Source organism: Alphaproteobacteria bacterium, assembly GCA_026400645.1.
In the GTDB taxonomy this organism is placed as follows: domain Bacteria; phylum Pseudomonadota; class Alphaproteobacteria; order Paracaedibacterales; family CAIULA01; genus JAPLOP01.
The window spans coordinates 23900-49604 of record JAPLOP010000008.1; the positions used below are offsets into that span (position 1 = coordinate 23900).

A 25705-nucleotide genomic window follows, 5' to 3' on the forward strand; every position below is an offset into this window, starting at 1 on the left:
TACCCAATGAATTTCGAAATCTGGATTTGAAAATAAGGACCGAGCGCCCGGAGTGTACAGAGACGTACATGAGGACGCGAGGTTCCGAAATTTTCGAAGATCAGAGTTTGAAAGGCGAAGGGTATAACTCGTCGCACGATCGCGATCGCCCTAATCATGGAAGAATTTTGGCCAAGCGGATCTTGGCCGAACACATAGCACCCTATAAACCGAATTTTGCGCTGGCGTGCTTTTTTATGGTCCTGGCGGCACTGGCGACGGCTGCCCTGCCCTATCTTTTGCAACCCGTATTCGATGATGTTTTTACCGCCAACGATCCCAAGCTGTTGGCATACTTTTGTGGGGCAGTCCTGACCGCTTTCATTGTCAAGGGAATCGCGTCCTACGGTGAATCGGTTGTCATGACATACGTCGGTCAAAAAATCATCTCTGACATTCAAAATCGGCTTTTCGCCCATTTAATGAAGGCGGATTTGTCTTTTTTCCACAACACAACCAGTGGGGATCTGCTGTCCCGCTTTACGAACGATGTGAACATGATGCGAAATGCTATGGCCAATACGTTAATCGGCCTTGGGAAAGATTCGCTGACCTTTCTGTTTTTGGGGGGGGTTATGTTCTATCGGGATTTTACACTGGCCCTGATCGCCTTTGTCGTGTTCCCCATAGCGATCCTTCCCATAACCTTCCAAGGGATTCGCGTTGTTAAAGCATACGGCATGGAACAAGCCGAAGCCATTCGCGCCGAAACCATGATTCAGAAAATTTTTAAACTGATTTATAAATCGGCCCGAGTCAGGTCGGCATCGCACCCCATCATGGAAAGCTTGGGCGGCGTTGCCATTATTGGCGTTATTGCCTATGGTGGATGGCAGGTCATGCACCATAGCCGCACAGCCGGGGAATTTATTTCTTTCATTCTGGCCCTGGTTTTAGTTTATGAACCCTTAAAACGGCTGAGCAATTTAAACGCAAACCTGCAAGAAGGCCTGGCGGCAGCCACGCGCGTTTTCGCCATTTTGGACACACCACCACATATCACCGATCCCACAGCAGCGCATCCAATCGGTAAAACAGCGGGGAAAATTACATTTGATCATGTTTCTTTTTGCTACCCCAACGGAAAAGAGGCCTTAAAGGATCTTAACTTTGTGATCGAGCCTGGACACAGCATTGCCCTGGTTGGATCCAGTGGCGCTGGAAAATCAACAATCATTAACCTAATCCCACGTTTTTATGACGTCAGCCAAGGGCGAATATTATTAGATGACCAGGATATCCGCCATGTTAAATTGGATGATTTGCGGCACCAAATTGCCCTGGTCAGTCAAGAAATCGCCCTGTTTGATTTGTCAATCCGGGATAATATTGCCTATGGAACGCCGAACGCAACCAACGAACAAATCATTTCCGCAGCAAAATCCGCCGCCGCTGATGAGTTTATTGTACGACTGCCAGAAGGTTACGAAACAGTTATTGGCGAAAATGGGGTCAAACTATCGGGTGGACAACGGCAGCGCCTTGCTATTGCCCGGGCTATGCTCAAAAATGCACCCATATTGCTGTTGGATGAAGCCACATCCGCACTGGACACAGATTCCGAACGCCAGGTCCAATCAGCGCTTAAAATCTTAATGCAAGGACGAACGACAATCATGGTCGCCCACCGTCTTTCGACCGTTGTGGATGCGGATATTATCTATGTTCTGGATCATGGCGAAATCGTTGAAACAGGCAATCACAAGGCCCTGCTGAAACAAAAGGGGATTTATGCCAACCTTTGGCGCGCACAATCCCAAGGGGCTGCCTGAGCTAAAAATAGTATTTTTTAGATTTTCATAATGATTTATGCGATAATTTCAACCTAGGTAATACAATATAGTATTTCCCTGAAAAGTTAATAGACAGCAGGATAGATTTCTGGATAGCCACGTCGGGCTTCGCCCTCCTCGCTATGACGTCATGGCGAACGAACGAAGAGAGTGTGGCCATCCAGAAATCTATCTCTCTATTGATCACGTAGAAAAACACCATACCATTAAAATAAAAAAGGAATTGTTATGAAAAACAATAATCCCTTGATCTCCTTTGACTATGCCATCAAATATCTCCTCGGAGACAAAGGGGATTATAGTATCGTGGAAGGTTTTATATCGGCCCTACTTAAAACTAAGGGTTACAAGGATGTTAAAATCGTGGCCTTGCTTGAGAGTGAGAGCAATAAAGAAGACAGCAAAATTAAAAGAAGCCTTGCTGATTTAATCGTAGAGGACGCCGACCACCACAAATATATTATTGAGATAGAACGCACCGTCAAGGATTCATTTATCCATAAAGCATGTTTCAACACATCCAGGCTGATTGTGGATAATCTGGCCCCAAGGGAAGATTACACCCAAATCATCAAAATATTTCATATCTCGTTGCTCTATTTCCCGATAGGAAGCGGAAATGGTTCTATTTATCACGGAAAAACCATTATTCATGAAATCGAGACGAATGAAAGATTATCGGTTCATATCAAAAATAAAGAAACGGGCGAATTCTTTGATGCAACCAATATTTTGCCGGAATATTTTTATATTTCAGTTCCCCTGTTTAATGACCGCCTAGAAAGGGAAATAGATGACTGGCTGCACGTCATGAAATATGACGAAGTCCCCGAAACGTATCATTCGCCCTATATGGCCCAAGTTGCGGAAAAGCTGAGTATTCTCAAAATGACCCCCGATGAAAGGGCGAATTACTCCTATTACCGAAAGCAGCTTTACAATGATAGGGATGAGCTGCAAGCAGCCGAGGCCAGAGGTGAAGCCAAAACAAGAACTGAAATTGCAAAAAGGTTATTGTCTCAAAATATAGATATTGGTACGATATCTGTCGCTACAGGTTTATCTGTTGCTGACATTCAAAATATAAAATAGTAGTTTTTGCCCATTATGAGCACGATGAACACTCCCCTTTCTTTCCTCTGGTCGGTTATAAAACCATACAAGTTCCTGTACCTTGTCATGATGATGGCCCCCATTGCCAGCGGTGTTCATCTGATACTCTGCAATTATGCCGTGAAACTTTTAATCGATTTATTTACGCAGAACCATCATATTACTTTTGCACAAAGTTGGAAGCCAATCGCCTTATTCGTCAGTGCGCAAGTCATCATGGATGGTTCGTGGCGTGCGCATAATTTTGCCCAATTAAAATGCGTACCCTATATTTTACAAAATATAATGGATAAAGTTTGTACGCATTGTTTTAACCTGCCCTATACTTTTTTTCAAAATAATCTTTCGGGTTCTGTGGTTGGAAAGATAAAGGGAATTGGGGATAATTATTTTAAGATACAGCAAGCACTGGAGTATCACCTTAGTACACCTTTGTATATTACAGTATTTTCTGGCATTGCCATGGCTTTTACCAATATAAAAATATTCTTTTTTGTATTGGTATTTACACTTATTTATTCGCCAATCGCCTTTCGATTTTTTACAAAGCTTGCCAACATGGAGCAAGCCAAACAAGATTCTTGGTATCACCTGTTTGGAACGGTTGCCGATCGCATTGCCAATATTTTTACAATCTTTTCATTTGCGACAAGACAGCGTGAGCTACAAAAAATTCAAGACTATTACGACACCGTCCATAACCCCCTAACGATCAAATACTATAAGTATGATTTGATCATATCCATCATACTCTCTCTAGTTTATTGGGTATTTTTAATATCATTGTTTTGTTATGTTATTGACCTGCGCAACAATGGCGAGATTTCAATTGGCGATATTGCGTTTGTTATGTCCCTGACATTTTTATTTAGCGAAAATTGCTGGAACACAACAATGAAAATTAAGGATTTTTTGGAAGATATCGCGGCCTTTCGCGCCGCGTTCGCCATCATGAAAGTCCCCCAGGATACAATCGATAAACCGCATTCGCCTTCCCTCAAAATCGCAAAAGGGGGGATTGCCTTTCAAGATCTGTCGTTCAATTATGAAAACAACAGCAGTGTATTCAAAAATCTAAATCTTCATATCAAGGCCGGCGAAAGGGTCGGAATTGTCGGACACTCTGGCGCCGGAAAATCAACACTCATATCCTTGCTGCTCAAAAACTTTAAAGCAACAAGTGGCGATATTGTCATCGATGATCAAAGCATCTATGACGTTTCTTCCGATAGTTTGCGGTCTCAGATTTCACTAATTCCACAAGATATTATGCTTTTCCATCGCTCCATCGGTGAAAATATTGGATATGCCAAGGAAAATGCAACGCAAGCCGAAATAGAAAACGCCGCAAAAGCAGCAAACATCCATGAATTTATTGAAACTTTGCCCGACAAATACGACACCCTTGTCGGCGAAAGGGGCGTTAAGCTCAGTGGTGGACAACGTCAACGTATTGCAATCGCAAGGGCCATTCTTAAAAATGCCCCGATTTTGATTTTGGACGAGGCAACGTCTTCTCTTGACAGTCAGACTGAGCAGGAAATTCAAAAATCAATCAACACGATGCTTAACACAAATAAATCAACAGTTATTGCTATCGCGCATCGCCTTTCAACCATCAAGCATTTGGACAGAATCGTCGTTATGGAAGATGGAAACATTATTGAAGATGGCGATTTTTCAACGCTCCTTGCCATTCCGAATGGGAGATTCAAAAATCTTTGGGAACATCAGGTCAATGGAATGGTGGTTTAACAACTACGGAATCATAACCGTGACCTGCCCCGGAAATTTGATTTCTATCATTCCACCCCAAATACAGTTTAATTTCGCCCCATTATTTAACGCCTGCTTTCCGCAAATCTGAACCGTTGGCGATGGCGGCGACCACGGTGAAAAGGTCATGGGAATACAGGGCATGGGCGTCATGACCCCCAATGCCGCCACTGTTGCCGCAATCACCATGGGGTTACCCATGCTCTGGCACATGCCAAAGGGTAATATATTGGCAAACGGAAGGTTATCGCTGGTTGTACCCGCAGGCAATGAAAAGACATTCACCGTACTGGGCAGCACGATCATGGGAACGGGCATCGACCCAAAGCTGCATTTACATAAAGCAACACATGTTGTTTGCATTCCCATCGTTTTTCCCCTTTTTAAAAAGACGTACGGTCTATACCCTGAGTGCGACGTAAGAGTGGTATCAAAACAAGACCCCACCGTAGTTTTCCTCCGGCTTGACCGGAGGATCCAGTTGATAAAGATCAATTTCTTTCCCTGGACCCTATGGTCAAGCCATAGGGAAACTTGCTTTTGTCTGGGTTTTATTGACTTGTTACGTCGAACTCAGGGTCTATAGTAACCTTGGACAGCCCATGACTCAAGTGCCGTTAACTATTTGTTAATAATTTACCGCGCACAATCAAATCAATATCACGACATTACAAAAAAAACCCTAACCACTATGAATTTTATCACCCCCTTAACAAGATCCACCTTGATAACCTGCGCATTTCTGATGGCAACCGCACCAGGGAACGCTGCCGGTTTCCTGTTTGACCTTGCGTATGACAGCATATTCGGCACCAATGAATCCATTTTCTCCCCTATTTGCAAATTCCTTGATACCTACGAGGATCAACCCGAAGACGCCGATGTTGTTGCCTTTAAGCTACGCGTCAATGATCTTGGCGAATACAATCCCCGTCCAAGCGATGGACCGATGAATATGGATGCCCTTATTAAAATCCTCAACAATGGTTATGTCCTCACTAAAATAAAAATTTTTGGCGCTGACATACAGAATTACGATATAAATTCCCTGGCCTGGGCTATTCGCGACAATTGCACAGTAACGTCATTGTCCCTTGCGCATCAGACAAGAGCAAATATAGGAACCCTTATTATGGCCCTAAGGAATAATTCCACAATAACGTCGCTGCATCTTTCCAACAATGACATGAGAAACGACGACGGATATACAATTGAATACCTTTTGCGGGGTGGCCGGACCGCGCTGACTGACCTAGCCCTTGTCAATAACAAGCTGGGGGATGCTGGGGCAGTTGTTATTGCCGAATCCTTGATGGGTCAACGTAAAATAACAAGCCTTTGTTTCGAAGAAAACGAGCTGGAAGAAAAAGGACGAAACGCCATGGCCGCCCTAGCCCTGAACAATGGCACGATCACCAGGCTTCTGGTTAATAATACCGACCTTGTTACAAATGGGGCAGAACGAAAAACGCTTTTATACAAAGCGTGCAATAGGTTACAAAGTTTTATACCTGCTGGAATTATAGAAACACCAAAGGCGACCCCGTCCAGGGATAAAGAATCCATAAAAACAAAAGAAACAGATCTCAAGAATTCAGAAAGTTTAGAGTTAGCTTTGGAGCATGACTTAGCAAGTGCCCTCATCCTATATGGTGCATTTGGCAATGAGGAACAAAGCATAGAACAAGCCATCGAGGCGCTAAACGTCCCAACGTATACCCAAGATGAATGAAAATGTTGAAATTTTATGACAGAGATTTTTTTCAGAAACAAGATGAAAAAGCTGCGCATAGCTATTCTATGCAAAGCTTTTGAACCGCCGTTTATGGAGAAAAGATCCAACATAAAAATCAACATTTTCATTTAGATTGGGTATAAGCCCATAATGACCCGCGCGCTACCCTCACAACAATCCACCCAACAAAAGCACAATCAATAAAAAAATCACCATGGCTTTAAAAAACCGATACTGCCATGACGATTTCTGATTTGGGTGCGGCATTTCCCTGGGTGGAATAATTTCTCCGTATTGGTTTGTTCCAAAAGGCGGCCTTTTGTGGATCGCCAATGGGATAACTTTGTGATCGGCATCCTGCATTTTCGTTATGCGGCCTTGTGTTTAACAGCATCTAAATGAATAATAGAAACAATATAGGACGAAATAAGGGCAGAAAACAAACACCATACAGAATACATGGCATAGTGATAAAATATCCCCGTTAGGACAAGTGATCCCCCCAAAAGCCAACCAAAAAGCCTAATCCGTCTGTCTGGCGACAAAAGGGCCGGCCCCATGGTAACAAGAACATAGACAGCAAGTAAAAATTCATTGAATAGCATGCTATCAACGAAAGGAACATGTTTATAACCAAGACAGTGGGCATGTTTATAACATACAGATCCTTTATTTAGAATAATATCAACATTTGGATAGTATGCAAACAGCGGAATACAATAGTATATACTTAGTATAATCCCTATAATAATAAACAACTTGATGATCATCCTTTTATTCTTATAGGCGGGTGGCGTAATAGGGTAAATACTTAACCCAATCCAAAAGGGCCACAAGAAAAATGCAAAAAACAAAAAACTGTAGGCCGCAATCGTGGTGAGAGTCTGAGATCCCATTTTCATCCCCGTCCAAACAAACCCTTCGGAAAATTGTTGAATCCCAAACAACAAGGGAACAGAGCCTAAAATGGCATATTTTTTATTTTTTTGAATACTCTGATAAAGACAGTATGCCCCCGTTGGAATCAAAAGGGCGGCAGCTGAAAAACTTGCAGTTGCAGAAAAACACATTTTTATAGAGTTCACGTTTAACTGTTCATTATGCTTACCATCATAACGCACAATCGTTAAAATACGGTTAATTTTTTGCCATAAAATCCCGGGACAACACAGATGTTGCGGATGACCAGCCCTATCTGCTTAAAATTCGAACACAGACAATGCACACAAGGTTAATCATAGTGAACGAAAAACACAAACACCTTCTAAGTTTATTAAAGCAGGAACAACAGACCCGCCATCACGAAAAAGAAAAATACAATTGGCCAACCCACGCCCGCCCCAATCAATTGCCCCCATTGGATCCATGGAAAGTTTGGCTGATTTTGGCAGGTCGCGGATTTGGAAAAACACGCACAGGTGCCGAAACGATTCGGGCGTGGGTGAAAGACGGCCAATACAAACGAATCGCCCTGGTTGGGCGCAGCATAGCCGAAGCACGCGACATCATGATCGATGGGGAAAGCGGCTTGATGGCTGTCCACCCAAAATCCGATCGCCCCATTTTCGAGGCGTCTAAAAACCGCCTTGTTTGGCCAAACGGCGCCGTCGCGATGGTTGTTGGAGGCGATCACTACGAACGCCTTAGGGGGCCACAGTTCGATTTAGCCTGGGTGGATGAATTGGCCAAATTCCGATACCCGGATCAGCTTTGGGAACAATTAATGCTGTGTTTGCGGTTGGGGCAAAATCCACGCTGCTTGATCACAACAACGCCGAAACCAATTACCTTATTGGAAAAATTATTGGAATCCCCCGACGTTGCGATCACCAGGGGATCAACCTTTGATAACAAATCAAACCTGGCCCCGTCATTTTTGCAGCAAATCGTTAAACAATTCGATGGAACACGATTGGGATCCCAAGAATTGTATGCGGAATTATTAACCGATCGCCCAGGTGCCCTTTGGCAGCGGCAAATGATTCGCTATGCACACCCTGACGAGAACCAATTTCAACGCATCGTGATTGCGATCGATCCCGCAACAACACATCATAACCAAAGTGATGAAACCGGCATTGTCGTGGCAGCCATGGGGCAGGATCAAAAGGTTTATATCCTTGATGATTTAAGCGGCCGATACAGCCCAGCCGATTGGGGCCAAAGGGTGGCCAAAGCGTACTTCCAATACAAGGCAGACCGTGTCGTGGCCGAAATAAACAAGGGTGGCGACATGGTGGAAAGAATCGTTCGGTCCATCGATCCGCACATTGCGTACAAAGCCGTTCGGGCAACGCGGGGCAAGGCGGTCAGGGCGGAACCCATCGCCGCCCTGTATGAACAAGGGAAAGTTTTTCACGCCCGCCCCCTGCATGCGCTTGAAAAACAGTTGTGCGAATACATACCGGGGGTCACATCCAAATCCCCGGACCGTTTGGATGCGCTGGTTTGGGCCGTCACGGACCTGGCGTTGGAACGAGAAAACAACCCCGTGTTAAAGATATGGGGATGTCAGAGCGCCGGAGTGGGATAAAGTATTTTTCTGGATGAGCGGCAGAAAAAGAATTTAACAGAAAACCAGCATGCAAAAAAGCCATAACAACAAAAAATGTTTTCCTTTTTGGGGAAAATATGACTAAATCAAACTATGTGGAGGGGTGCCAGAGTGGCCGATCGGGGCGGTCTCGAAAACCGTTGTGCGTGTGAACGTACCGTGGGTTCGAATCCCACCCCCTCCGCCAGGCTTTGTTCTGCGAACTACGCCCAGCAAGCCGACATTGCTGTCGTGCACTTAACTACTTTAGTGTAATTGGAAAATAATGCGCATTTTGTTTTGTGGTGATATCGTCGGAAGAAGCGGCCGTGAAGTCGTTATTAAATACATTCCGCATTTGAAACAAAAATTGCAACTCGATTGCGTCATTGTGAACGGGGAAAACGCCGCACACGGCTTTGGCATCAATGCAACAATTTGCAAAGAATTGTACCAAGCGGGCGTTCACGTCATCACAACCGGTAATCATATTTGGGACCAGCGCGATGTTATCGGCTATATCGACAAAGATCCGTTTTTGTTGCGCCCCCTCAATTTCCCCCCAACGGCACCCGGCAAGGGATACACAGTTTATCAAACGCCAAAGGGGCAGTCTGTATTAGTCATGAATGCCATGGGACGGCTTTTCATGGATGCGATCGATGATCCGTTCGCGGCGGTAGATGCTGTATTAAAAAAAATGCCCCTGGGTGCCGCAGTGTCAGCAATTGTGTTGGATTTCCATGCGGAAGCAACGTCCGAAAAAATGTCGATGGCCCATTTTTGTGATGGGCGGGTTAGCTTGGTCGTTGGAACGCACACGCACACACCAACGGCGGATGAACAAATCCTGGATCATGGAACAGCTTGCCTGACGGATGCCGGAATGTGCGGGGATTATAATTCCGTTGTGGGCATGTTAAAGGACGCCCCCATTCACCGTTTTACACGGAAAATGCCATCAGAACGCCTGTCCCCAGCCCAAGGGGATGGAACCCTGTGTGGTGTGTATTTGGAAACGGATGATGCGACAGGGCTGGCCCTTAAAGTTGCCCCCGTCAGATTGGGCGGACGGCTGTCACAAACGATGCCGGTCATTTCTTAGAAATTTTTTCGCAAATAAACGATTTTTTAATATAGTGTTTTTCTGCGTGATCAATAGAGAGATAGCTTTTTGGATGGCCACACTCTCTTCGTTCGTTCGCCATGACGTCATGGCGAGGAGGGCGAAGCCCGACGTGGCCATCCAGAAAGCCATCCTGTTGTCTATTGACTTTGCAGGAAAATACTATACTTTCATTCCATAAGAAGCAGTTCAACAAATTTGCACTTATAACGTAAATATTAATTTATGCTATTTACTATTTTAATTTAATCCCAAAGAATACTCCCGTCATCCCGCAACTTGATCGCGGGATCCATATTGTGGACCCCGTGGTCAAGCCACGGGGTGACGGGGGTGTTTTTTATTGAACAATAAAACAGAAAACAATAGACAATTTTGAAAAAACAAAGTATTAGTCAGATTTTTAATTGAAAAACAGTCTCTATGAAAATAGTTTATAGTCCACCAGAACAATCCTCTCCATCCCCCTTGGGCCACAAGCGATTTCTGTTCCTGCGCCAGAACGATGCGTGACTTCCCCAACGGGCCGAGGCTCAAAAATCCCGTTCGTTGGGATTTGACTTTTCAGCACAGTCACAGCCTCCCCCTCGATCTCAGCAAATGCAGGGGGGTACTGCGGAGACGGCTGAAGGGCGCGAATCAGATTATAAATTTGCCATGCTCCCATCGTCCAATCAATCTTTCCATCCTCCGCGCACCGGCCACCGAAATAGGTTGCATCCTTTTCGTCCTGAACAACACGCGGGGCCGTCCCAGCCCTTAGTTGGGGTAATTGACGCATGACAATTTTTTGGGCTGCCTGGTTGATTTTTTCCATAACAATACCGGCCGTGTCAGTGATGTCTATCGGGACAGATTCTTGGTCAACAATATCACCTGCGTCGGCCTTTTTAACCATGTAATGCAAGGTCGCCCCAGTGCGCGCCTCTCCGTGAATCATGGCCCAGTTGACGGGACACCGCCCCCTGTATTTTGGCAACAACGACCCATGCATGTTAAATGCCCCAAGCCGTGGGATCCCTATAATCCCGTCCGAAATCATCTGGCGATAATAAAACGAAAAAATCAGATCCGGCTGCATCTGACGAATCAATTGAATCATCTCGGGCGTATTGGGATTGGCTGGCGTAAAAACAGGAATCGACCGTTGCCGTGCCAGATCCGCCACCGAATCGAACCAAATTGATTCTGTCGCGGAATTTTCGTGTGTGATAACGCCAACGATTTTTTCCCCTTGGTCGATCAGGATTTTCAGGCAATCGTGGCCAAGCTGGCTATAGGCAAAGACGAGGCTTGTCATTTTTTATCCCTTTATGCCGCCGTAGGATTAGCGGAGAATCCCTGTTCCGAATCAGCCGGCGATATCTGGTCATCGTGATGATCCGGATCCGAACCTGATTGGCCTGGTCTCAATTTTTCTAGTTTTTCAAAATAAGAGATACTTGCCAAAAAGCCCAAAGAAGCCGGGACAGTGATGACCAACAATCCCCAGTGATCAAACCAGTCCGTCAAGTATACAATTCCAAAAGAGGTAATAACATATGTAAGGGCCCTACCCAACGCATAACTGAAACTCGTAGCTGTAAAACGCTTATAAATTGGAAAATTCTTCATAAAGATATACTGGGAAGGGAAGTCATTGAGGCTAACCAACAAAATGAGGACCTGCAGTAAAAATATATGGATGGTGTTGGTACTCGAAGACAGCCAAAAGGGAATCAATGTCATCAAGAGTAGACACGAATAGCCTTTGAATTTTGAGATCCTGAGGGGGTGAATGTAATAACTTGCCACAGACCACAGTGTACACCTAAAAACCTGAACCAGTGTCAAAAGAAAATTATGAAAAATAATGTCTTCTGACGTATATCCATACGTTCCCTTTAATGTTGGTACGAAATAAAAATAAATAATATAAAATGAAAGGGGCCAACCACAGTTAATAACAAAATAACTCAGAGATGTATAAAACGGGACTTTGACGGTTGAAAATTGATCGGACATTTCATTCAGGGATTTAATTTTCTTTGAATTTTTTTTATTACCCTGCCCCAAAGAATTCTTTAGCCTTCGTTTCATATCCACAAATTCCGGGGTTTCCCGTAAACGTGTTCTGGCCATTGACCCAACAACAGCAATGCAGGCTCCTATCCAAAATGCTATCCTCCAATTGAATCCATGACGCGTTGCTAAAGTCGCAACACCAACAGCAGCCATACTCCCCAACGCAGCAGAGACAGCTATAAATGCAACAGCAGAATAACCGACTGGGGGTTTCGTAATCTCAGAAATATAGATTTGAGCCCCTATAATCTCTCCCATAGAAGACAGCCCCTGCACAATGCGACAAATTGTCACAACCCAAGTGGCCATTATGCCAACTTGCGCATATGTTGGTAAATTCGCCATAATTGTACAGGATATTGCCATCATCGCGGTTGTCAGAATAACGGTCGTTTTGCGCCCAATGTTATCTCCGATGTATCCAAAGAGCAGGGCTCCAAAAGGGCGTGAAATATAAGTGGAACAAAAGGCAAAGGCAGAAACAAGGGCCGCCGTATGCGGATCGGTCTTGGGAAAGAAAAGCTCATTCAACAACACGGCCATATGCACATAAAGCATTAAGTCGAAATACTCAAGGAATGTCCCGATTTGTAAAAGGCCGATCGCCTCCTTTTGTTCGCGGGTTAGTTTATTCATGACACCCACCCGTTCCCATAACAGAAGCCCCCGAATCAATCAGGATTAGCAAATATCCCAAAGGTTTACGCGTAAAATAAAAACGGTTTTGCACAAAACACATGGTTTACTTCCCGATAAAAGGTAATTTCGGTTAACGTATACCACTTATTGAAAATAAAATCCTATAGTTTTTTTATGGAATTTTCCCGATCGCCTTTAAACGACCTTATTCAATGAAATCCTTAATAACATATCGCGGTCGCTGGCTGAGGGTTTGCGAGATGCGCCCAACGTATTCGCCAACAAGCCCCACCCCCATGATGACAACGCTGACCAGAAAAAAAAGAATCGCAAAAAGGGTAAAAACTCCCTCTGCCTCGGGCCCAACAATAAGCCGCCGCACAACCAGATAAGCAACCAAAAGGCCACTTAAAAATGAAACACCCATCCCAAGAATGGTAAATAGCTGAAGCGGAACAAGGGAAAAACCCGTAATCAAATCAAAATTCAACCGAATCAGTTTATACAGATTATATTTCGACGTACCAGCGGCACGCGCGTCATGGCGGACTTCGACCTCCGTCGGATTTAACGCAAACTTATACGCCAGGGCCGGAATAAACGTTGATCGTTCTTGTGATGCAACAATTTTATCGATGATATGCCGCTTGTATGCGCGCAACATGCACCCCTGATCCTTCATCTGGATATCCGTGATGCTTTCCCGCACCACGTTAACAAACTTTGATACATAGGTTCTAAAGGCCGTATCCTGGCGTTTATCGCGAAAACTGCCAACGTAATCATACCCGTCGTCAATCTTTGTGATTAACTTTCCGATTTCTTCGGGTGGATTCTGAAGGTCCGCATCCAGGGTCACAATCACATCGCCCGTGCTTTTTTCAAACGCAGCGATAATCGCCATGTGCTGGCCAAAATTACCATGAAAGTCGATGATTTTTATTTTGTCCGGATGCTTGTTGTGAAATGCCGTCAAAATAGGCAGGGATTGATCAGAACTTCCGTCATTGGTAAAAATAATCTCATAGCTTTTTCCCAACGCATTCAGGCTGGCCAGCAAACGATCGCACAATGACGGCAGGTTTTCTTGTTCATTATAAACAGGAACGACGACCGATAAATACGGATTAGACATAGTAAACTCCACGTTAACTGATAGACCCAAGATCTTTGCAGCGGTCTTTGGCTGCCTTAACCGCTTGTTTAATTAACGACCCTAACCCCCCATGCACCAAGGGAGACATTAAGACAGATAGGGCCGCCTCCGTTGCGCCATTTGGGCTTGTTACCTGGTGACGAAAATCCGCAGGGGATCCCTCTGGCTCATAATACAACGTAGCAGCCGCACCAATCAATGTTTGACGCGCCAAAGAATTCGCTATTGGTTCGCTCAGCCCAAGGGCGATCCCTGCTTTTGCAAACTTCTCCACCATCAAATAAAAATAGGCAGGCCCACATCCAGAAATAGCCGTTGCGGCATCAAACAAACCTTCGTCATCAAGCCAAACAACCTTGCCAACGGATTGAAATAATTCATCCGCAAGGGTGTGGGGCGCCCCTTCCCCCACCAGAACGGTCATGCCGTGCAAATAACGCGCCGGCATGTTGGGCATTGCGCGGACGATGTGCTTAACGAACCGCGTGTGCTTCCTAAAAAAACCAAGGGACATACCCGCGGCTATGCTCATCCATAAAATGCGAGAATCATCAAAACGCAGGGCGTAAATGGGAACGATCGTGGGCAAAATTTGGGGTTTAACGGCAAATATAATGGCGTCAGGCCAATAATCACCATCCAGATCAGATAGGCTTTGGCAGTAAGTTATGCCCTCTATCTTAGCATTCGGCTCGGGATCAATTATTGCTAAATTAAATTTGGCTTGCCATGCAGATGCCAGCGCAGAACCCATAGACCCGCACCCGATTATCAATACGTTTTTCATTATCTGATTATATCCGCACCAAAAATATACAAATTACAGTCGTCAAGAATCTTTTGTACCAAATAGACGCATATTTAAGCAAGTCAAATTCTTGACATGTGCCTTTCCAGCAGTCTATAATACGTTCAAGTTTCAATAAAATTTAGTTGATTGGATTCATTAAAATGAAAGTAGCAAATTCCTTAAAGACATTAAGAAGCCGTCACAAGGCCTGCAAAGTTGTTCGTCGCAAGGGTCGTCTTTACGTTATTAACAAGCAAAATCCACGGTACAAAGCAAGACAAGGCTAATAAAGCCATAGGGCCAAAGACCGGTTTAATAATTTTAAATCAACCGCCTCCGGCAAAACCGGAGGCATTTAATCTTTCACAAAAATCGCTCATCTCGCCCCATGAATTTCATGGAGTTTTGTTTCTGTTGATCAGGTCATCGATCTGATCTAGGGGAACGCCCGTTATTTGAGAAATAGCGGTTTTCTCGAGGCCAGAGGCGAGCATTTTTTGGATGAGGATGAGTTTTTCTTCTTCTCGACCTTTTTCAATTCCCTCCTGTAGTCCCTCGGCTTTGCCCTTTTCTATGCCCAACCTCTCACCCTCTTCCTTTCCCTCTGCCCGACCCTTCTCCATCCCCCGCTCGACCCCCTCATCAAACTTCTGGTCCATGGAGGATTGATAGTCGGCTTCTTGTTTTTCGGATTGCTCGTAGGCTTGTAAATCTTCTTCGCTCCAGGCAAAGCGATCCAGTTCATGATACGCTCGCTGCAGCGTCACATGATCCCCAATGATCCGGGTAATCTCGTTTTCTGGGGCTTTATCAGCGGTGTTAAAGAAATAGGCCCACTTTTCAATCATGGTCATAGAGGGATGAAAAGGTTTATCTTTCAGCTTGGGCAATTCCAGAAAGGTAAACGAAAAATCCTTAAGATCGTGCTCATAACTATCACGGTCCAAAATAATAGGGTCAGATTTATAAGCCTTTTTGTTGGGAAACATAACAAAGTTCGCAATGGCGAGAAAGATTACTTCTTTGAGTTTTTGATATTCGGCCTTAATGGGCATTTGGGCGATATAGGCTTTGGCAGCATAATACTGAGCGCGCTTCTCAAAATTGCGATGTTTAGCGACCTGCATTTCAACGATCCATTTATTACCCTGTTGGTCTTCACAGAGGATATCAACAATGCTGGTTTTTCGTGCGGCAATCTCTGGATCCTGAATCGTTTTCAAGAAGGTCACATTGGTCACAGGTCCGCCGTCTCTGAAATCAACCCTATCATTCAAAAAGGGGATGAGGATATCCTTATTCTTTTCAGTCCCAAAGATACGCTTAAAGGCAACATCGTTCTTGGGGTTCAGGTATTTTGTGAGCATGGGGATTCTCTGTTGGGGCTGTGGTGATGTGCACAGGTAAAAGTCAGCAACAAGAAGACTGATTAAAAATACCGTGTTAAGGGAGCCACTTATTAAGGGGCTTGTGGTTAAAGTTATTATGGTGACTATACCATAGTGGAGAAAATAGTCGTTGTAAATCATTGTGAACTTGGACATAAATCCATTAACCCTTCATTCATACTTTATAAGGCAAGATTAGACTATGTACATTTTCTAAATTAGCAGATCCATGGACACCTCCCCCTTCCAAACCATCGTTGACGCTCTACACCATTGGTCTGTCACAAAACCAAATACGATTGCCTATACGTTTTTCCACGGAGAAAAGCGTGATGAAATTACCTATGCGCAGCTCAATGAAAAAGCCCGGATGATTGCGGGATGGTTGCAGTCACAGGGGGCTTGTCGGGGAGATCGGGCGATGTTACTTTTTCAGCCTGGTCTGGATTACATTGCTGCTTTTATGGGGTGTTTATATGCAGGTGTGATTGCGGTTCCGGCGTATCCACCACAAACCAATCATTCCCTGGGTCAATTGCAAAAAATCATCCAAGATGCCCAGATAAAATTCATTCTGTCTGAGGCAGGCATAAAGGAAAAGATCCGCCATTTACCCGCAATAATTGGCTGTTTTGACGAGATGGATCCAAGCTTATCTATAGTGTTCCAGCCAGTTGATATTGAGGCTACTTCTTTGGCCATCATCCAATACACATCCGGCTCTACAGGCGATCCAAAGGGTGTGATGACTAGCCATGGAAATTTGGTTGATAATATAGCGGCAGTCTTTAGAGTTCATGGCGGACCACTGGAACATGAGGTTGGATGTTCATGGTTGCCTCCCTATCATACAATGGGGCTTATTGGGGGGATTTTGTTTCCGCTTTATTTTGGGTTCCCCGATTTTTTAATGACCCCAATGTCATTTTTGCAAAATCCAAAACTTTGGCTGGATATTATTTCAAAAGAAAAAGTGACGGTCACCCAGGCGCCAAATTTTGCCTATGACCTTTGTGTCAAAGCAATAACCGAAGACCAAGTAAAAGAATTAGATTTAAGTCATTGGCGTATTGTCATGAATGGGGCAGAGCCGATCACTCGGGAAACCGTAAAAAACTTTATTAGAAAGTTTGGATCTTCTGGATTTCCAGCATCGACATTTCGTCTTTCCTATGGCATTACAGAGGCAACAATGCTGGTTGCATCCTCCAAGGGATTAAGAACAACACAGATTTCAAAGGAACATCTAAAGGACGGAAAAATTTCACCAACTGTCGACGAAGATAACATTTACCATTTAGTCAGTTGTGGACCTGCTATTTTTGGGCATGAAATCCAGATTATAGATCCTGCCACATTACTTCCGTGTACTAAGGACAGAGTTGGCGAGATTTGGGTTCGTGGACCCAGCGTGGCAAAGGGGTATTGGAATAGACCCGATCTTACCCAAGAGGTATTTCATGCCCAAATCCAAGGAGATGATTCTGGTAAACATTACCTTCGAACTGGGGATTTGGGATGGATGGATGAACAGGGTTATCTTTATATAACGGGCCGGCTAAAGGATATGATTATTTTGAATGGCCGAAACCATTACCCCCAAGATGTGGAAAAAACATGTAGCTGCAGTCACGGTCAATTGATTAATAATGGGATGGTGGCATTTACGATTGAAGACGAAAATGGTAAAGAGCAATTGGTCCTGGTTCAGGAGATTAAACAAGGTAGCGAAAATTTTCCTGATGTTTTTCAATCAATTCAAAAATCATTATGGGAAGGACATGGATTGTTGGCCCAACGAATTGTTTTGATCCAGGCTGCCACCCTGCCAAAAACAGCTACCGGTAAGGTTCAACGACGATTGACACGACAACTTTTAATTGATCGGAAATTAATAATAGAAGCAGAATGGAACGCACCCAAGGGTGATGCAAGTATCCAAAATAACAGCATCATTGATCAGAGAGAGGAGCCATCCACCCTGGTAGTTTCTTTGCAAGGGATATCCGCGGAAGAACAAGGACTTATGTTAAAAAAGCATATCCGTCAGATTGTTGCGCGTTCTATTGGGATTTCGCCGGATCATTTATCTGATCAAGCCAACTTTTTTGAATTGGGCATGGATTCCATAAAATCTGTTGCTTTTGCGGCGCAATGTCAAAATCTTGTTGGAAATGCTTATAAGATCCCAGAAACGCTTGTTTTTGATTATCCAACAATCGAAAAGGTGAGTGGGTTTTTGATATCTTTTTTGAATACCACAAAAAAATCCCAAGAATCGACCCCATACAACGCATATAATGCCGAAACAGTATCATTAATCCAACAAGATTGTATTTTTCCTGATTTTAGTGCTCCACCACCATCCCCTGAAACACAAAAGATGAATCATATTTTTATAACGGGATCAACGGGCATAGTTGGATCTGCCCTGCTTAAAAATATACTTTCTTTCACGACATCGTCCATCACATGCCTCGTAAAAGCAGAAAGCGAAGATAGTGCGTGGAAAAAGCTTAGGGACAAATTAAAGGAAAATGATGCTGAAATTCCTGATTTAACAGACAGAATTCGTATCCAATTAGGGGATCTAGAAAAACCATTATTGGGCATGTCAGAATCTGCATTTTTAGATCTTTCCTCCTCGGTTGATGCAATTTATCATGTGGGGGCGAAAGTGAACCATGTGCTCCCGTATGAGGCCTTGAGAAAGGCTAATGTCCATAGCACGGTGGAGATTCTTCGCCTGGCTTCCACGGGTAAAAGGAAGCAAATTCATTATATATCGTCATTCACAGCCTACACATCGCAAGACCATAATACAGAAGGGAATATCCCAGAAGATTTCTTTTATAATCAAGACAAACCATCCTCACAAGGTGGATACCAACAATCAAAATGGGTGAGCGAGAAATTGCTCCAGCATGCACACGAACGGGGATTCCCTGTCTCCGTCTATCGGCTTTGTTTTTGTCTGGATGATTATTCGCAGAAAAAAGATCATAGCCAGGTAAAAGTAAAAAACATAAATCACGATCATCTTGTGTCTTTTATTAAGGGATGCATGCAGCTTGGGTATGCGCCAGACTACAATGACCATGATCTTCCTGTGCTGCCTGTAAGTCTTGTGGCGGAAACGATTTTCAGGATTTCGCTTTTAAATACGGGGTCTTCTCCGATTTTTCACCTTGTACCCTGGCAGTCTTTTTCGTGGTCTTGTTTGTGGAAAACAGTAAACAGTCGCGGTTATCCAATGACCATTGTCCCCCTTCAGCAATGGCTGGATAATCATTTGGCACACATTGGGGACTGTAATGCCTTGTATCCATTTTTGCCCTATTACAAAAACAAGGATAAAAATGTGATCCTCTCTCAAATTCCCAATTTATCATGTGCGAAAATAAGGAGGGTTATTGAAAGTTCTCAGATGAGGCCCCTTGTCATAACGGAGGGGCAAGTTATAGATGTTTTGTTGGGGGGGTAGTTCTCATGATCAATAAATCTCCCCCAGGGGTCCCTCTGTGGGCGCTTATTACAGGGGCGTCTTCGGGAATCGGCAGAGAGTTTTCTTTATTATGCGCCGAAGATGGATACAATTTGGTTTTGGTGGCACGCGATCGGGCAAAGCTAGAGCTTGTGGCGAACAACATTCAAAGCATATATTCCATCCAGGTTCACTGTTTTGTTATTGATCTTGCTAATGACGGGGCGATTCAGGAAATTGACAGCCATCTCAAGCAAAATAACATTGAAATTACTGTTTTGATTAATAACGCAGGCTTGGGGCAGAATGAATATTTTGCGGAAGGAGACCAAATAAAAGTATCCGAAATAATCCTGGTAAACATCAAGGCTTTAACGGAACTAACCCGGCTGTTGTTGCCTGGTATGATCAAAAACAAATCCGGTCAGATTCTGAATGTTGCCTCTATGGCTGCTTTTTTTCCGGGTCCGTTCATGGCTGTTTATTTTGCCTCAAAATCTTATGTTTTCTCTTTTTCAAGGGCCATTCGAGAAGAATTAAAGGGAACCGGTGTCACAGTGACAGTGTTTTGCCCAGGACTGATTGCAACGCCATTTTGGGAAAAAGCAAATGCGAGCCAATCCCGCCTCGTTTCCTCCTTTTTAATAGCCATTCTGTCCCCTAAAAAAGCAACTAGAATTGCCTATGCGGCTTTAAAAAAAGGGAAAGGTGTCTGCGTTCCAGGGATTCAATCAAAAATTTTGTATTACCTAAGGGGGATTGTTGGGGTCTGTATTCCATTAAAAATTGTAAGATTTTTGAATGCTCCAAAAAACAAAAAATGCCCCGCCATAAATAAATCGTGTTTAACTAACCTGAGTTCGATGTAAGAAAGACTGAAAATGCCCAAATTACCCAGGATAATCCTGGATTGCTTCGTCGCTTGTGCTCCTCGCAACGACGTCTTTGCGCGGAGGGCGTAGCCCGACAAAGCAACCCAGGCATTAAGATGCTGGGCGCAATAAGGGTTTTATTGACTTGTTACGCCGAACTCAGGTTAGGATAATGTCAACTTACACAAACAATTACCGGCAATTCTTACTTTAATGGGGGGCTGTGATCAATTAATGAGCACAGCCTCGTTTCTTAGTAAGCGGCTTTTTTCCTGGGTGCAGCAGATCTACCACCGGCCTTTTGTGGGCCACCCTTAGCTGCTGCATGTGGACGGAATTTATTGTTGTGCGTTCTTTTTGGTCCGCGTGCGTCTCCATCACGTGCATCTCTTTGACCACCGCCGGAATGTCCTCTTCCGGGATGAAGTTGCATATGACGTGAATCATTCTTTTCACCGGGATTCATAAGATTGCAAATACTTCTCCATTTTGCACTATCTTGTGATGTGATGAAACTGACTGATCTTCCTTCTGCGCCTGCACGACCTGTTCTGCCGATACGGTGGATATAATCCTCCGGACATTGTGGCAGATCATAGTTTACGACGCATTCGATATGCGGAATATCAAGCCCACGTGCAGCAATATCGGTCGCAACAAGTATGCGATTTCTGCCTGCCCTAAAAGCATTGATAACGCGTTCGCGATTTCGTTGGCGAAGGTCCCCGTGAATCGCATCGGCACTATACCCATGGTCACACAGCTTATCAGCCAACCGTTCCGTATTCTGCTTTGTTTTCACAAAAATGATATAGGAACCATCTGCACTAAGTTTGTCCAATTGTGCCAACAAAAGGGCATATTTTTCATTCTCAGTTGTACGAACGATCTCTTGTTTAATTTTATCAACAGCTGTTGTTGTTGAACCAATCGAGATACGAATCGCATCTTTCAGATAATTCTTAGCCATTTTAATAATTTCAGGCGGCATTGTCGCTGAAAACATCAAAGTCTGGCGTTTTTGTGGTAAATGTTCCGCAATAGCATCGAGCTGGATAGAAAATCCCATATCGAGCATGCGGTCCGTTTCATCCAAAACAAGAAATCCTGTATCTCTAAGACTCAACGATCCACGTGAAAGGTGATCATTGATACGTCCCGGAGTCCCCACGATTAACCGCGGCTTATTACGGAGTTCTTTTAATTGATTGAACATAGAGTCGCCACCAATTAACAACGTTGTTGCAATCGGCCCTCTCTTTCCTCTTCTTTCGCCTAAAAGCAATTTAAGTGCGCTTAGTACCTGTCCAGCAAGTTCGCGTGTCGGCGTTAGGACAAGGGCTGTAGCAAAAGGATTGTTCATCAAATAAGCAACCAATGGAATACCATAAGCCGCCGTTTTGCCTGTACCTGTTTGAGCTGTTCCAAGGATATCGTGCCCTAGAAGAGCGGGTGGAATTGTTTGTGCCTGAATGGGCGTTGGAGTTTGAAACTGCATGGCGTTAAGCGCATGCAGAATCTCCTCGGGCAAGCCGAGTGTGGAAAAGTTTTCCATCTATATTTGAATGTTGAGCTGGTTTTTAAGAAGCTTGAACAAACTTAATATGAACAGCTGATGTTTTGCCTTTGTTTGTGGCAAGTTCATAGCTGACGTGGTCGCCTTCATTCAGAGTTTGGATTCCTGCACGCTCTAGCGCACTGACGTGAACGAATACATCGCTTCCGCCTTGATCGGGTTGTATGAATCCAAAACCTTTTGTCGGGTTAAACCACTTAACGATTCCTGTTGTCATTATTTTTTCCTAGATAGTAAATAAGTATTGATGCTGCACTGCAGCGGTTAAAAGTTTTATTGTCCAAACAATTTCTTGTTTAACCTCACTCAACACTTTTCGTCTTAAGAAAGAATTAAAAACATAAGCAGGAAGAACTTAAAAACTCAAGCCCCACTATACGCGACTTTAAAGCAAAGTCAATCTTTTTTATGAAAAAACAAAAAAGGTAGAAAGGGGTTATAAAAAAGGCTACGATACAGCCAAACTTAGTCATTGTTTAATAAAGGATAATAATGCGCTGTCCATTTTGCGGCCACGCGGATACATCCGTTAAAGATTCTCGCACAACCGATGATCAGTCATCAATTCGTCGTCGGCGGTTTTGCGGGGAATGCGGTTCCCGGTTTACGACGTTCGAACGCGTTCAACTGCGGGATCTGTTGGTTGTGAAAAAGAATGGCATCCGGGCCCCATTTGATCGCGATAAGCTGGCCCATTCCATCACCACGGCTATGCACAAAAGATCGCTGGAACCTGAACGCGTCGATCGCGTTGTTTCGGGCATCGTTCGCCAGCTTGAAACGTCAGGGGAGCCCGAAATCTCCACGCATGCCCTGGGCGAGATGATGATGCAGGCTCTGTTTAATCTTGACCCGGTTGCCTATGTTCGCTTTGCCAGCATTTATAAAGAATTTAGCAATGTCGGTGATTTTGTCGATTTTATCAAAAAGATGGAACACAGCACGTCCCAGGGATAGGTAGCCCCTAAGACATTCCCTCTAATTCCAGCCATGCCGTTTCAATCTGATCCAGATCATGCCGTTTTTGTCCCAACGTCGCCGTCAGGGCCGTAAAGTCATCAGGAAAGTTTAGATAAAATGCCGGGTCAGAAAGCTTGGATTCAATCTGCTTAATATCCTCCTCCAGAACAGCAATTTTCTGGGGCGCCAATTCCAATGTGCGTTTTTGATGGTACGATAATCGCGTTTTTGGCTTTTTGGCTCCCGACACGACAGCAGGCTTTCCAAAAGACAACTGTTCAACTTTAACGTTTCGCTGCCGGATGTAATCCTGGTACCCGCCCACGTATTCATTAACCAGGCCATCCCCCTCGACAGCAATGATGCTGGTCGTCAGCTTATCCAAAAAATCACGATCATGACTCACGATCAATAAGGTTCCCTTAAAATCACCCAGTGTTTCCACCAACAAATCCAACGTATCCATATCCAAATCATTGGTTGGCTCGTCCAAAACAAGCAAATTCCCAGGCTGGGCCAACGCCTTTGCCAATGCAAGGCGATTTTTTTCACCCCCGGACAAAATACCAACCCGGCCGTTGATCTGATTATCGGTAAATAAAAAGTCCTTAAGGTACCCAAAAACATGACGTGACTGACCCTGTACCGATACCTGGTCCCCACCGTGGGGGCACATCGTTTTCCATAACGTCGTTGTTGGATCCAGCGATTCACGCATCTGATCAAAGTAAATAAAATCGATGTTCGCCCCCATCGTGACGGACCCCTGATCCGGGGACAGCTGCCCAATCAACATTTTAACAAGGGTCGTTTTTCCGGCGCCATTAGGGCCAATAATGCCGATACGTTCCCCCTGTAGAATGCGCGTACTAAACGAATTGACGGCCTTTTTGGCCCCAAAGGATTTTGAAATCTGGTGGGCCTCGACAACCAATTTACTGCCCCAGCCCCCATCCATCGACTGAAGGACAATCGTTTTGATCGCATTCTGCTGCACATCGCGTTTTTGCGCACGCAAGCCATGCAGCAATCGCAAACGACCCTGGTTCCGTTTACGACGCGCCGTAACACCCCGGTGGAGCCATTCGTTTTCCTGACGAAGCTTTGTATTTAATCGCTGGAGGTGACGTTCCTCCTCCTCGAACACTTGTTCGGACCACGTATCAAACTGGGCAAACCCCTGGTTGTGTTCGTTTAATTTTCCCCGATCCAACCATAGGGTCGACGTGGACGTATTAACCAAAAAACTTCTGTCATGGCTGATGATGACATAGGCACCGCGAAATTTCCCAAGATACTCCTCTAACCATTCGATAGTTGGCAAATCCAGATGGTTCGTTGGTTCATCCAAAAGCAACACATCGGGACTGATGGCCAAGGCTTCGGCCAGGGCAAGGCGACGGCGTTCTCCGCCTGATAAATTCTGAATCAGTCGATTGGGATCCAGGGACAGCTTGTCCAATATAGATTCCGCCAGATAATGATCGCTCCCGTGGGGATCTGTGGACCCGGCCGTCACAAACTCAAGGATCGTTTCGTGGGCTGGCAGGGCAGCATCCTGGGCCAAATACTTGACAGTTTTGCCCGGTTGAACAAATCGACTGCCCTTGTCCAAGTCTTGGATTTCAGCCAAAGCCTTTAACAGGGTGGATTTGCCCGACCCATTGCGACCCACAAGACATATTTTGTCCCGGTCACAAAGAGTAACAGATAAATTTTCAAAAAGGGGAGCACCCCCAAAAGAAATTTTTGCGTCGCGTAATGATAAAATTGGTATAGCCATGGATTCAATATATACCCAATCTAAACGAAAATGTCGATTTTAAATGGGCTGTTTCTTATGAAAATTAAGCTTTTGTTAAAGTCATCCGTGGTTTACTAACAACAAGGAGAGATCATGACCCATCTAAAAAATTTACGTCACCAAACACTGCCTGGATTCACGCTGGTTGAGCTGGCTATTGTCCTGATGGTTATTGGGATGATTGCGGGTGCCGTGTTTAAGGGGCAAGACCTGTTGGAATCAGCCAAGGTTCGATCCGTTGTGAATGATTTCAACCGGTTTAAAATGGCCGTGTCCCTATACCACGAAACATACGGGGCATTGCCAGGGGATGATGATAAAGCAACGGTCCATTTTGGGGCAGACGCGCATGATGGAAATGGAAACGGGATTATCGATGGGGCAGAGGTTGGATACTTTTGGGAAGATTTGGCAAAAGCAGGACAGTTACCATCGGCCCTACCGCCGACCTCTAAATTTGGGGGGAAATACAGCATTGTTCACCAACCGGATGCGCAAAGCCACGGCCACTGGATCCAGCTTGGCAAAGAAAATGGTAACACGGCAAACGGTGGGCTTTTAACCCCAAAACAAGCAAAGATGTTGAAATCAAAAATGGACGAAGGGGAGGATGCCATTGATCCCAGCAAAGGATCGCTCAAGGTCATCGATGGCACCAACACCTCTGGAAAATGCATCAAGGATGGTCGCCTAGATCTTTCCGTCAAGACACCCGTTTGTGTTGTATTGGCACAGTTTTAGGGTGTATACCCATTCCCGATGATTTCCCCCACACATCTTCCCGCGACTTGATCGCGGGATCCACAATTCGGAATACATGGATCCCGTGGTCAAGCCACGGGATGACAGGAGGCGTT

22 protein-coding genes and 1 tRNA gene are annotated in these 25705 nt (G+C 44.6%); 12 read left to right on the forward strand and 11 right to left on the reverse strand.

Annotation, left to right across the window (positions count from 1 at the left end; all coding sequences use genetic code 11):
• The first annotated feature begins 68 nt into the window (after window positions 1-68).
• The 3 genes from NTX76_00820 to NTX76_00830 all read left to right on the forward strand — a co-directional run bounded on the left by NTX76_00820 (window position 69) and on the right by NTX76_00830 (window position 4700).
• Window positions 69-1811 carry an ABC transporter ATP-binding protein gene (locus NTX76_00820; protein ID MCX7337812.1) on the forward strand — a complete coding sequence of 581 codons (1743 nt, stop codon included), beginning with the start codon at window positions 69-71 and terminating at the stop codon, window positions 1809-1811.
• A 249-nt stretch (window positions 1812-2060) separates the two neighbouring features.
• Window positions 2061-2924 carry an Rpn family recombination-promoting nuclease/putative transposase gene (locus NTX76_00825; protein MCX7337813.1) on the forward strand — a complete coding sequence of 288 codons (864 nt, stop codon included), beginning with the start codon at window positions 2061-2063 and terminating at the stop codon, window positions 2922-2924.
• A gap of 24 nt (window positions 2925-2948) precedes the next feature.
• Window positions 2949-4700, forward strand: a complete 1752-nt coding sequence (locus NTX76_00830) for an ABC transporter ATP-binding protein (protein MCX7337814.1) — start codon at window positions 2949-2951, stop codon at window positions 4698-4700.
• A 3-nt stretch (window positions 4701-4703) separates the two neighbouring features.
• Here the strand turns inward: NTX76_00830 and NTX76_00835 are convergent, their stop codons facing one another.
• Window positions 4704-5090 carry a DUF4280 domain-containing protein gene (locus NTX76_00835; GenBank protein MCX7337815.1) on the reverse strand — a complete coding sequence of 129 codons (387 nt, stop codon included), beginning with the start codon at window positions 5088-5090 and terminating at the stop codon, window positions 4704-4706.
• 322 nt (window positions 5091-5412) lie between these two features.
• Here NTX76_00835 and NTX76_00840 point away from each other — a divergent pair, with 322 nt between their 5' ends.
• Window positions 5413-6453: a hypothetical protein gene (locus NTX76_00840; protein ID MCX7337816.1), complete on the forward strand. Its 1041-nt coding sequence runs from the start codon at window positions 5413-5415 to the stop codon at window positions 6451-6453.
• A 171-nt stretch (window positions 6454-6624) separates the two neighbouring features.
• On the opposite strand, the gene NTX76_00845 is transcribed toward NTX76_00840, so the two are convergent.
• Together NTX76_00845 and NTX76_00850 are read right to left on the reverse strand one after the other, a co-directional pair.
• Window positions 6625-6819, reverse strand: a complete 195-nt coding sequence (locus tag NTX76_00845) for a hypothetical protein (protein MCX7337817.1) — start codon at window positions 6817-6819, stop codon at window positions 6625-6627.
• A 5-nt stretch (window positions 6820-6824) separates the two neighbouring features.
• Window positions 6825-7541 carry a hypothetical protein gene (locus NTX76_00850; protein ID MCX7337818.1) on the reverse strand — a complete coding sequence of 239 codons (717 nt, stop codon included), beginning with the start codon at window positions 7539-7541 and terminating at the stop codon, window positions 6825-6827.
• A 155-nt stretch (window positions 7542-7696) separates the two neighbouring features.
• Between NTX76_00850 and NTX76_00855 the strand changes: the two genes are divergently transcribed.
• The 3 genes from NTX76_00855 (at window position 7697) to NTX76_00865 (ending at window position 10094) form a co-directional block, all read left to right on the forward strand.
• Window positions 7697-8989 carry a terminase family protein gene (locus NTX76_00855; protein ID MCX7337819.1) on the forward strand — a complete coding sequence of 431 codons (1293 nt, stop codon included), beginning with the start codon at window positions 7697-7699 and terminating at the stop codon, window positions 8987-8989.
• A gap of 118 nt (window positions 8990-9107) precedes the next feature.
• A tRNA-Ser gene (locus NTX76_00860) sits at window positions 9108-9197 on the forward strand.
• A gap of 78 nt (window positions 9198-9275) precedes the next feature.
• Window positions 9276-10094, forward strand: coding sequence for a TIGR00282 family metallophosphoesterase (locus NTX76_00865; protein ID MCX7337820.1), 819 nt, complete (start codon window positions 9276-9278; stop codon window positions 10092-10094).
• A gap of 442 nt (window positions 10095-10536) precedes the next feature.
• On the opposite strand, the gene NTX76_00870 is transcribed toward NTX76_00865, so the two are convergent.
• The 4 genes from NTX76_00870 to proC form a co-directional block, all read right to left on the reverse strand.
• Window positions 10537-11415, reverse strand: a complete 879-nt coding sequence (locus NTX76_00870) for a formyltransferase (protein ID MCX7337821.1) — start codon at window positions 11413-11415, stop codon at window positions 10537-10539.
• A gap of 11 nt (window positions 11416-11426) precedes the next feature.
• On the reverse strand, window positions 11427-12815 hold the full coding sequence (locus NTX76_00875) for an MFS transporter (GenBank protein ID MCX7337822.1): 1389 nt from the start codon (window positions 12813-12815) through the stop codon (window positions 11427-11429).
• 208 nt (window positions 12816-13023) lie between these two features.
• A complete protein-coding gene (locus NTX76_00880) occupies window positions 13024-13953 on the reverse strand; it encodes a glycosyltransferase (GenBank protein MCX7337823.1) in 930 nt (309 codons plus the stop codon).
• A gap of 13 nt (window positions 13954-13966) precedes the next feature.
• Window positions 13967-14761, reverse strand: a complete 795-nt coding sequence (gene proC / locus NTX76_00885; protein MCX7337824.1) for a pyrroline-5-carboxylate reductase — start codon at window positions 14759-14761, stop codon at window positions 13967-13969.
• A 164-nt stretch (window positions 14762-14925) separates the two neighbouring features.
• Between proC and ykgO the strand changes: the two genes are divergently transcribed.
• Window positions 14926-15051 (forward strand): type B 50S ribosomal protein L36, encoded by a 126-nt coding sequence (ykgO, locus tag NTX76_00890; GenBank protein ID MCX7337825.1) that lies wholly within the window; start codon window positions 14926-14928, stop codon window positions 15049-15051.
• Window positions 15052-15159: 108 nt separating this feature from the next.
• On the opposite strand, the gene NTX76_00895 is transcribed toward ykgO, so the two are convergent.
• Window positions 15160-16131 carry an Rpn family recombination-promoting nuclease/putative transposase gene (locus NTX76_00895; GenBank protein ID MCX7337826.1) on the reverse strand — a complete coding sequence of 324 codons (972 nt, stop codon included), beginning with the start codon at window positions 16129-16131 and terminating at the stop codon, window positions 15160-15162.
• A 250-nt stretch (window positions 16132-16381) separates the two neighbouring features.
• Here NTX76_00895 and NTX76_00900 point away from each other — a divergent pair, with 250 nt between their 5' ends.
• Together NTX76_00900 and NTX76_00905 are read left to right on the forward strand one after the other, a co-directional pair.
• Window positions 16382-19636, forward strand: a complete 3255-nt coding sequence (locus NTX76_00900) for a thioester reductase domain-containing protein (protein MCX7337827.1) — start codon at window positions 16382-16384, stop codon at window positions 19634-19636.
• Window positions 19637-19641: 5 nt separating this feature from the next.
• On the forward strand, window positions 19642-20505 hold the full coding sequence (locus NTX76_00905) for an SDR family oxidoreductase (GenBank protein ID MCX7337828.1): 864 nt from the start codon (window positions 19642-19644) through the stop codon (window positions 20503-20505).
• Window positions 20506-20761: 256 nt separating this feature from the next.
• Here the strand turns inward: NTX76_00905 and NTX76_00910 are convergent, their stop codons facing one another.
• Window positions 20762-22063 carry a DEAD/DEAH box helicase gene (locus NTX76_00910; protein MCX7337829.1) on the reverse strand — a complete coding sequence of 434 codons (1302 nt, stop codon included), beginning with the start codon at window positions 22061-22063 and terminating at the stop codon, window positions 20762-20764.
• Window positions 22064-22088: 25 nt separating this feature from the next.
• On the reverse strand, window positions 22089-22301 hold the full coding sequence (locus NTX76_00915) for a cold-shock protein (protein MCX7337830.1): 213 nt from the start codon (window positions 22299-22301) through the stop codon (window positions 22089-22091).
• A 275-nt stretch (window positions 22302-22576) separates the two neighbouring features.
• On the opposite strand from NTX76_00915, the gene nrdR reads away from it, so the two are divergent.
• Window positions 22577-23041: a transcriptional regulator NrdR gene (nrdR, locus tag NTX76_00920; GenBank protein ID MCX7337831.1), complete on the forward strand. Its 465-nt coding sequence runs from the start codon at window positions 22577-22579 to the stop codon at window positions 23039-23041.
• Window positions 23042-23048: 7 nt separating this feature from the next.
• Here nrdR and NTX76_00925 read toward each other — a convergent pair whose 3' ends face one another.
• The gene (locus NTX76_00925; protein MCX7337832.1) at window positions 23049-24827 is read right to left on the reverse strand and encodes an ATP-binding cassette domain-containing protein; all 1779 of its coding nucleotides are present in this window, start codon (window positions 24825-24827) and stop codon (window positions 23049-23051) included.
• A 114-nt stretch (window positions 24828-24941) separates the two neighbouring features.
• Here NTX76_00925 and NTX76_00930 point away from each other — a divergent pair, with 114 nt between their 5' ends.
• Window positions 24942-25589, forward strand: a complete 648-nt coding sequence (locus NTX76_00930) for a prepilin-type N-terminal cleavage/methylation domain-containing protein (protein ID MCX7337833.1) — start codon at window positions 24942-24944, stop codon at window positions 25587-25589.
• Window positions 25590-25705 lie beyond the last annotated feature (116 nt).

Coding starts and splice junctions, on each gene's coding strand:
- NTX76_00875 (MCX7337822.1), bottom strand. CDS start 12,815: ATGAATAAACTAACCCGCGAACAAAAGGAGGCGATCGGCCTTTTACAA.
- NTX76_00900 (MCX7337827.1), top strand. CDS start 16,382: ATGGACACCTCCCCCTTCCAAACCATCGTTGACGCTCTACACCATTGG.
- NTX76_00840 (MCX7337816.1), top strand. CDS start 5,413: ATGAATTTTATCACCCCCTTAACAAGATCCACCTTGATAACCTGCGCA.
- NTX76_00835 (MCX7337815.1), bottom strand. CDS start 5,090: ATGGGAATGCAAACAACATGTGTTGCTTTATGTAAATGCAGCTTTGGG.
- nrdR (MCX7337831.1), top strand. CDS start 22,577: ATGCGCTGTCCATTTTGCGGCCACGCGGATACATCCGTTAAAGATTCT.
- NTX76_00820 (MCX7337812.1), top strand. CDS start 69: ATGAGGACGCGAGGTTCCGAAATTTTCGAAGATCAGAGTTTGAAAGGC.
- NTX76_00830 (MCX7337814.1), top strand. CDS start 2,949: ATGAACACTCCCCTTTCTTTCCTCTGGTCGGTTATAAAACCATACAAG.
- NTX76_00905 (MCX7337828.1), top strand. CDS start 19,642: ATGATCAATAAATCTCCCCCAGGGGTCCCTCTGTGGGCGCTTATTACA.
- NTX76_00925 (MCX7337832.1), bottom strand. CDS start 24,827: ATGGCTATACCAATTTTATCATTACGCGACGCAAAAATTTCTTTTGGG.
- NTX76_00915 (MCX7337830.1), bottom strand. CDS start 22,301: ATGACAACAGGAATCGTTAAGTGGTTTAACCCGACAAAAGGTTTTGGA.
- ykgO (MCX7337825.1), top strand. CDS start 14,926: ATGAAAGTAGCAAATTCCTTAAAGACATTAAGAAGCCGTCACAAGGCC.
- NTX76_00825 (MCX7337813.1), top strand. CDS start 2,061: ATGAAAAACAATAATCCCTTGATCTCCTTTGACTATGCCATCAAATAT.
- NTX76_00880 (MCX7337823.1), bottom strand. CDS start 13,953: ATGTCTAATCCGTATTTATCGGTCGTCGTTCCTGTTTATAATGAACAA.
- proC (MCX7337824.1), bottom strand. CDS start 14,761: ATGAAAAACGTATTGATAATCGGGTGCGGGTCTATGGGTTCTGCGCTG.
- NTX76_00865 (MCX7337820.1), top strand. CDS start 9,276: ATGCGCATTTTGTTTTGTGGTGATATCGTCGGAAGAAGCGGCCGTGAA.
- NTX76_00910 (MCX7337829.1), bottom strand. CDS start 22,063: ATGGAAAACTTTTCCACACTCGGCTTGCCCGAGGAGATTCTGCATGCG.
- NTX76_00870 (MCX7337821.1), bottom strand. CDS start 11,415: ATGACAAGCCTCGTCTTTGCCTATAGCCAGCTTGGCCACGATTGCCTG.
- NTX76_00895 (MCX7337826.1), bottom strand. CDS start 16,131: ATGCTCACAAAATACCTGAACCCCAAGAACGATGTTGCCTTTAAGCGT.
- NTX76_00845 (MCX7337817.1), bottom strand. CDS start 6,819: ATGCAGGATGCCGATCACAAAGTTATCCCATTGGCGATCCACAAAAGG.
- NTX76_00930 (MCX7337833.1), top strand. CDS start 24,942: ATGACCCATCTAAAAAATTTACGTCACCAAACACTGCCTGGATTCACG.